Consider the following 6,608-nt stretch of genomic DNA (forward strand, 5'->3'; position numbering starts at 1 on the left):
TTTTTTGAAAAGAAAGCATTCGTCGCAAATTCATATTCTACTTGATAAAATAGAAGTCATGTCCATTATGAGTTGTTCCGGTATCTTCACAGGGGAAAACATGCAGGCTAACTGGAGATCCTACCAAAAAGCGAATATGGGGTTTGGTTTAATAGCGGGGGTAGATAACCATTCTGAGTCCAACATAAACATCGTCCACGATCCTGATGTAGTGGATATGCCAATACAAAATAGCTCTAACAATTAATTGGCTTCTTCTCCATCTTGTATTTCCTCCTTTTCTTTTATCACATCCTGGAGCCATTTAGGAAGCTCTTGCGAATCTGATTGCTCAAACAAATCAATAAAGGAAGAGTCACTAACCTGGCTTTTTGTTCCATGAATATCATTTTCATCGCCACTTATGTTTCCTACCCCTTGGTTATGCTTTTTATGACTTTGAAACTGTGTAGGGTAATTGTTGCCCATATTGATGCATGAGGCACTTTCCACCACACCAATCCGGATGCTTCCTATAAAGAAATTAGGGGAATAATCAGACATTAACTCTCCTCCTTCCCATTTATTTTAACAGAAAATCCACTTTTCCTACTTATAACACTTATGCGCTGGTCTTCCTCTTTTTTTTCATGCTTTTTTCTTAAAGGACGATAAACCGGGACTACTTTCTTTTGTTCTTCCTTTTTTTCTTTAAAAGTTGGCTTCTGAAGGGAAGTCACATCTTTTGCTTTTGCGTCAAAATTATTTCCGATATTTAGCGTACCGCTGAGCTGTTCTATTGCGATACTATCGAGATGATAGTCAAGCTTTTCTATCTGAGCGCTCCCGATCTCCAGCGTGTTAATATGATAATGGACATCCTGTTGCCTAGAATTGCCTATCTTATTAAAAAGTGTTGTAAGCAGTTCTATTCTCTTCTCTAAGTCTTGAACTCTTTTTTCCAACTCATCTTTGTTAGACATGAATCATCACAACCATTTAGGAAGATGTTTGTTCGTTTCCGCCACTTTGGCTTTTTACAGTATTACTTGATTGCCGGATTGAATTTCTTTCGCCTGAAATAATTCCAAAGCCTTGGTTTTCGTTCTGGGTTGACTTTGTATTCCAGCTAACGTTTTTTCCTTTATTTAAAGAAGATGAATTCATCATAATATCCACTTTGAAATCCTTCACCTCAAATTTCAACCTGCCCCCACCTTTCATTCTATAAAATCTATTTCAACTGAAACATCTTGTGCATTCTTCTGAAATATGAGTGTCAGTAATCCTTGCTTATATTGTGCAGTCAGTTTTTCTGGCATGAACGAAAAGGGAATTTGAACTACCCGCTGAAAGTCACCAAAAAACCTTTCTCCTTGAAGTAAGTTTTCTCTTGGTACGGGGTAGGGATATGGAATGCTTCCTTTAATAAAAAGCTGGTTGTTTTTAACGGAGATTTGGATGTCTTCCGTAGATTTCAACCCCGGAAGTTCCATTATTATTAGTCCTTTATCTTCTGTTTCTATTATGTCTATAAGAGGGACTCGCTTTGGTATAACGGGTAGCATGTCTTTCCAAAATTTATCTCCTAATACTTCATCAATTTTATCGTTCATTGTTTCCCATGGGTTTGTATGCTTCTTTTTCATCAGCCTCCTCCCCAACAGAATTCTCGTTAGTATTCTTTAACTATGTATATGTGGGACGTTCCTGCTTTTATTCGGACAAAAAAGAGAAACCATGTTTACGGTTCCTCTTTACCTGTTGGTTGCCCAATATTATTTTTCTTCAATGCCTAAAACACGGTTAATGCGTTTTTTTAGCATTTTCATTCCGCTTCCGCCAGCTTGGAAATGACGAAGTTTCCCTTCTTCGTCAAATACGTAGTAGGCTGGTACATATTTGTTTTCGAAGGCTTCTGTAAGTTTGTGTTCACTATCTACAAAAATCGGTTGTGTAATGTCGTGGCCCATTGCCATGGAACGTATCACGCCGATATCAAGGTCATCTTCTGAACGAGGCATATGTACTGCAATTACGTTCAAATCGTCGTCATATTCGTCACGCAGTTCATTTATTTCCGGCATTGCTTCTTTACATAGATGGCAGCTGACTGACCAGAAGTGGATAAGCGTAGCTTTTCCTTTTAGCTCGTCCATCGTAACTTCTTCGTTGATCCATTCTGTTGCTCCTGTTAGTTCAGGCATTTGTTCTCTTAATTTCATTCTTCTCTCTCCTTTTATTATACGAGTTATCTTTTTATAATTATTATTATTTAATACGTTTTATATTATATTCATATCATTATTTTCTGTCAACCAGATTATACTTATTATCAATAGATAATTAAATTAAAGTGCTTAGGGACAAAAAAAAGAAGCTGACTTACGCTTCTTCTTTTTTGTATGGTACTTTTAGGGTGATGATTAGGCCAATGAAGGCTAGGATGATTAGGGAGCCAAGGGCTGTTCGGCTTGCTAGGTTTCCGTAACCTGCAAGTATCAGTGTGATCGTACCATACAGTAGAGGTCCAACAATCGAAGATACTTTTCCCGAAAAGGCGAAAAGGCCGAAGAACTGTCCTCTTTTTCCTTCTGGTGTCAACTCAATGATAAACGTTCTGGATGTGACCCATGTTGCACCAAGCGCTACTCCAAACAAACTTCCTGCAAGCCAAAGCATCCAAGGAGCAATGGCGAATACAGCAAAACATAATGCCACTATTAAGAGTCCCGCTACAGATGCAACTGCGAGTTTGGAGCCAATATTTCTGGAAATATATCCGTATATAAACGACCCAATTATACTCGAAACAGTCGAGACCAGATAAAGCAGGATAAACTCAGTTGCCGAGAAGCCTCCGATAGCCCTAGCATAAATAGCCATCATCGCAATCGCTGTTGCAATTGCGTCATTGATGAAAAAATAAGCAATCATAAAGAGAAATACAGGACGATACAGGCGCATTTCTTTAAACGTCTGAAATATTTCTTTATAGCCGCTGAAAAATGATTTTTTCTCTTGAACTTCTTTCGGCTTTTCTTTAAAAATAAAAAACAAAGGCAAGGAGAATAAAAGAAATAATACTCCGGTCGGGATGAAAGCACGATGAAAATCACTATCCCCTACGTATAGGTATACAGTAAGCCCAAGTAATGTCCCCAAATACCCAACGGCAATTCCGAACCCTGATATTAATGGCAGCTCCTTTTTAGTTCCCAGGTCTGGAAGCATCGTGTCATAAAAAATGAGAGAGGAATGGAAGAAAAATTTAGCAACCACAAACAATAAAAGCACCAAAACAAAACTGATGGGCAATCCGAATATAGTTTGGGAAGTTTGAAGGGATGCAAAGACGCCCATGAAGATGGTAGAAAAAACAGCGATTAAAGTAAAAGGGATGATAAACTTTTTCCTTTTACCTGTTCGGTCAATCATTACACCGAATAATGGGGAAAACAAAACCAGAAAAAAGCTGGCAGTTGCATTTGCGTAAGAAAGAAAGGTACTTGCAATTTGATCCATTCTTTCATTTGTCCCAATCACTTCCTGTAGATAAAAAGGGAAAAATATCGTGATGATATTGGATGAAAAAATAGTATTGGCAAAGTCGTAAAAAGCCCAAGAAATTATAGGTAATGAGAAATATAGGGCCCAGGGAGATCTTGGTTTTTCTTGTATGCTTCTTTGTTCCATTTTTGGTTCCATATTTGCCATTGATCTTTCCTCCATCTTTAATGTTATAGGAAGACTATTCTCTAATAAACCCTCCACTCCTGCTTTCTTCTTTATTTTTTACGTAATATTTACATCATGCCTCTTATATCGATTATATGCTGCTCACCTTCACCGTAAGAGCTAACTTGCATGAAATCTTTCTTCCTACTTCATACTATCAGTAATCGACATGGAGAATATTAAGGAAGGTGACAATCATGAAACCAAAAACACTGTTTATTTTTTCATTGGTAATCGTACTCTTATGTGCTTGTACTAATCAAAACGAAAAAGAAAACGTAAAAGGTCCATCTATAACAGAAGAAAGAAAACAACCTGGTTTGATGTCCAATGATGAGTTAATTAGAGATTCACGTAATGAGGTGTTAATAAACGTAGACAATGCCAGAGATAAAAGCAGCCAGGAAAACATCTCTAAGCAAGAAGCAAAATCAAGTGTTATCGAGTATTTGGAGCTCACTAGGCATGATAATACAAATATAACTTATGAAGGTACTAACGGGGATTATTATGTATTCCATGCATCAGACCTTGTATATTTTAATAACCATCCAGAAAAATTATCACGAGGATGGTACAAGGTCAATCGAACAACTGGTGAAGTATCTCTTTGGAAAAAATAAAAAAGAGGCTGAGGTTGATCCTCCGTTCAACCTCAGCCTCTCTTATTCACTTATTTTTTTCTTACAGTTGGCAATAACACAGTAACGGTTGTTCCGCTATGAACCTTGCTTTCGTAATGAATTTTACCTTTCATTTCGTGAATCAACCTGTTCGTTATCATGCTGCCTAATCCTGTTCCCTTCGTTTTAGTCGTGTAATAGGGTAATCCGAGTTTCCCTAACTGCTCCTCGTCCATCCCTATACCATTATCAACGAATGTAATTTCAACCTGCCCTTTTTCATCTGCAGGTTTCTTCAGTATTCTAACATAGCCTCCTTGCTCCTCTTCCACTGCCTCAATTCCGTTTTTAATGATGTTCATTAACGCCTGTTTTAAATGTTGTTCATCACTATAGATATAATGTTCTTCTTCTAATTTAAGGTCAATGGAAACATTCCGGTACGATCCGAACGGTCTAAGCAATTCAACTGAGTCTTGAAGAGCTTTATTAACATCGATATAAGTCAATGTGAAGTTTGTTGGACGTGCTACTGTCAAATAATTTGTAATGATCTTATTGGTCCGGTCCAATTCATCAAGTATCAGTGGAGCAAATTGCTTTAAATTTTCATCTTTAGTGTCGGAGTTGATAAACTGAATAAATCCTCTAACAGTTGTGATGGGGTTTCTAATTTCATGGGCAAATGCTGCTGCCATTTGACTGACAGTTGAAAGCTTGTCAAGATACAATGTCTCATCAAACTGCTGATTAGCAATGATTAATTTTTCTATTGTATATATCAAAGCCGTAAAAGAAAGACCGAATGCAAGAAAATAAACAATGTAAAAATTAATATCTAAAAAAGATACGGTACTGAACAGGATGAAAATATATACCAAATAATAAAATAAAATAACGATTACCCCATACAACACCTTATTTTTACTTCCAAGGAAGCCAGAACGGAACAATATTCCCACTCCAAATGCCAAAATGGAAACCGCGATACCAATGTAAACATATTCTCCACCAATCAAGTATCTAAGCATTACCACGATAGCCGTACAAAGCAGCCCTGGATACCAGCCTCCATACAAAGTAACAATAAGGATAGGTATCATCCTAAAGTCAAAATTGGTGTCTTCTAGTGTTTCAATGGGATATAGCATACAAAGCGTTGCGGAAAATGCACTGAACAGACCTAGTATGGTTTGCTTATTAAAATTAAGGGGTTTTCTTTTACTGAAGGGAAAAAATAGATTTGCATTGAACATCAGAGAAAAAATGATGGTTATATTAACAATTAACGGTTTAATTAGATAAATCATTCACAACAAATCCTCCAATTAATAACAACATTACTTACATTACCCAAACGACTCAATTTAACGGGTAAAGTGTTAAATTTTATATTTCTACACCCCATACATTATAGGCTTCTTAATAGAGTTCGTCTATAAGCATACGATTTTTTTATTAATACTCACATGAATAGTCGGATTTTAGAAATATGGAATACTTTTCAAAACCCATTATTAGTACCCGCTTTCCCTTCTTTGCTTTATAATAAAAACAAACCACTCTTTCATGACAAAGGTGTGAACGAATCTTGGCAATAAAACTTGTAATACTGGGTCTTCTTATGGAAGGAGACAAGCATCCCTATGAGATCCAACAAGTGATGCATGAACGGAATATGGAACAATATATCAAAATGGCAAAGGGCTCCCTTTATTATGCTGTGGAGCAGTTGCTCAACAAAAAACTAATTAAAGTAAAACAAGTGGTAACAGATCAGACACGTCCTGATAAAACCATATATAGCATAACCCCTGCTGGAAAAGAAGCTTTTCAACAGTTACTAAAAAAGCAGCTACAAGCAGAAAGCACGCATTACCATCCGATGTACACCGCACTTGCGTTTATTCACCTTGGAGATGCAAGCCTGATAAGCGAAGCTCTTACAGAGAGGATTTCTCATACCAAAATGCAGCTTGAAATGCTTGAAAGAGTGTATAAACAATATGGTATCCACGCCCCTAAAGGCTCACAAGCCATCATGGAAAATGCCCATGATCTATGTCAAGTTGAATTAAAGTGGCTACAAGGATTGAAGAAAGATGCAGAAGAAGGGGTATTTACTCAAGAAGATAAATAAGAAGAGGCTGGGACAAAACTAAAAAAGCCTAATAAAAGACGAACAATTTAGGTGTCATAGGTATTGGCTCTAAATACCGCTGTTGATCTCCACAAATGGCTTCGCTTTCCTAGGGGCGGTGCTTGAGC

Annotated in this window: 10 protein-coding genes; 3 read left to right on the forward strand and 7 right to left on the reverse strand. The window is 37.1% G+C overall.

The window, feature by feature from the left end; all coding sequences use genetic code 11:
• The first annotated feature begins 4 nt into the window (after positions 1 to 4).
• Positions 5 to 247, forward strand: a complete 243-nt coding sequence (locus HC179_RS20820) for a hypothetical protein (RefSeq protein ID WP_168866102.1) — start codon at positions 5 to 7, stop codon at positions 245 to 247.
• Here the strand turns inward: HC179_RS20820 and HC179_RS20825 are convergent.
• The 6 genes from HC179_RS20825 to HC179_RS20850 form a co-directional block, all read right to left on the reverse strand.
• Positions 244 to 543 (reverse strand): hypothetical protein, encoded by a 300-nt coding sequence (locus tag HC179_RS20825; RefSeq protein WP_168866103.1) that lies wholly within the window; start codon positions 541 to 543, stop codon positions 244 to 246. The two genes, HC179_RS20820 and HC179_RS20825, sit on opposite strands and share 4 nt — an antisense overlap.
• Entirely contained in the window at positions 543 to 962 is a 420-nt protein-coding gene (gene gerPC, locus HC179_RS20830) for a spore germination protein GerPC (RefSeq protein ID WP_168866104.1), read from the reverse strand. The genes HC179_RS20825 and gerPC overlap by 1 nt, the downstream gene beginning before the upstream one ends.
• Positions 963 to 978: 16 nt before the next feature.
• Positions 979 to 1,185 (reverse strand): hypothetical protein, encoded by a 207-nt coding sequence (locus HC179_RS20835; protein WP_168866105.1) that lies wholly within the window; start codon positions 1,183 to 1,185, stop codon positions 979 to 981.
• Between the two features lie 14 nt (positions 1,186 to 1,199).
• Positions 1,200 to 1,628 (reverse strand): Hsp20/alpha crystallin family protein, encoded by a 429-nt coding sequence (locus tag HC179_RS20840; RefSeq protein ID WP_168866106.1) that lies wholly within the window; start codon positions 1,626 to 1,628, stop codon positions 1,200 to 1,202.
• A gap of 129 nt (positions 1,629 to 1,757) precedes the next feature.
• Positions 1,758 to 2,204, reverse strand: a complete 447-nt coding sequence (locus HC179_RS20845) for a TlpA disulfide reductase family protein (RefSeq protein ID WP_148978504.1) — start codon at positions 2,202 to 2,204, stop codon at positions 1,758 to 1,760.
• Positions 2,205 to 2,364: 160 nt separating this feature from the next.
• On the reverse strand, positions 2,365 to 3,696 hold the full coding sequence (locus HC179_RS20850; protein WP_481747982.1) for an MFS transporter: 1,332 nt from the start codon (positions 3,694 to 3,696) through the stop codon (positions 2,365 to 2,367).
• Positions 3,697 to 3,914: 218 nt separating this feature from the next.
• On the opposite strand from HC179_RS20850, the gene HC179_RS20855 reads away from it, so the two are divergent.
• Positions 3,915 to 4,340, forward strand: coding sequence for a hypothetical protein (locus tag HC179_RS20855; protein ID WP_168866107.1), 426 nt, complete (start codon positions 3,915 to 3,917; stop codon positions 4,338 to 4,340).
• Positions 4,341 to 4,390: 50 nt separating this feature from the next.
• On the opposite strand, the gene HC179_RS20860 is transcribed toward HC179_RS20855, so the two are convergent.
• Entirely contained in the window at positions 4,391 to 5,650 is a 1,260-nt protein-coding gene (locus HC179_RS20860; protein ID WP_168866108.1) for an ATP-binding protein, read from the reverse strand.
• 281 nt (positions 5,651 to 5,931) lie between these two features.
• Here HC179_RS20860 and HC179_RS20865 point away from each other — a divergent pair, with 281 nt between their 5' ends.
• A complete protein-coding gene (locus tag HC179_RS20865) occupies positions 5,932 to 6,480 on the forward strand; it encodes a PadR family transcriptional regulator (RefSeq protein ID WP_168866109.1) in 549 nt (182 codons plus the stop codon).
• Positions 6,481 to 6,608: the final 128 nt, after the last annotated feature.

Source organism: Bacillus sp. RO1 (genome assembly GCF_012524115.1).
In the GTDB taxonomy this organism is placed as follows: domain Bacteria; phylum Bacillota; class Bacilli; order Bacillales; family Bacillaceae_I; genus Sutcliffiella_A.

Bases quoted from the DNA above. Each gene is read 5' to 3' on its own strand.
- HC179_RS20850 (WP_481747982.1), bottom strand. From the start codon at position 3,696: ATGGCAAATATGGAACCAAAAATGGAACAAAGAAGCATACAAGAAAAA.
- HC179_RS20825 (WP_168866103.1), bottom strand. From the start codon at position 543: ATGTCTGATTATTCCCCTAATTTCTTTATAGGAAGCATCCGGATTGGT.
- HC179_RS20855 (WP_168866107.1), top strand. From the start codon at position 3,915: ATGAAACCAAAAACACTGTTTATTTTTTCATTGGTAATCGTACTCTTA.
- gerPC (WP_168866104.1), bottom strand. From the start codon at position 962: ATGTCTAACAAAGATGAGTTGGAAAAAAGAGTTCAAGACTTAGAGAAG.
- HC179_RS20840 (WP_168866106.1), bottom strand. From the start codon at position 1,628: ATGAAAAAGAAGCATACAAACCCATGGGAAACAATGAACGATAAAATT.
- HC179_RS20860 (WP_168866108.1), bottom strand. From the start codon at position 5,650: ATGATTTATCTAATTAAACCGTTAATTGTTAATATAACCATCATTTTT.
- HC179_RS20845 (WP_148978504.1), bottom strand. From the start codon at position 2,204: ATGAAATTAAGAGAACAAATGCCTGAACTAACAGGAGCAACAGAATGG.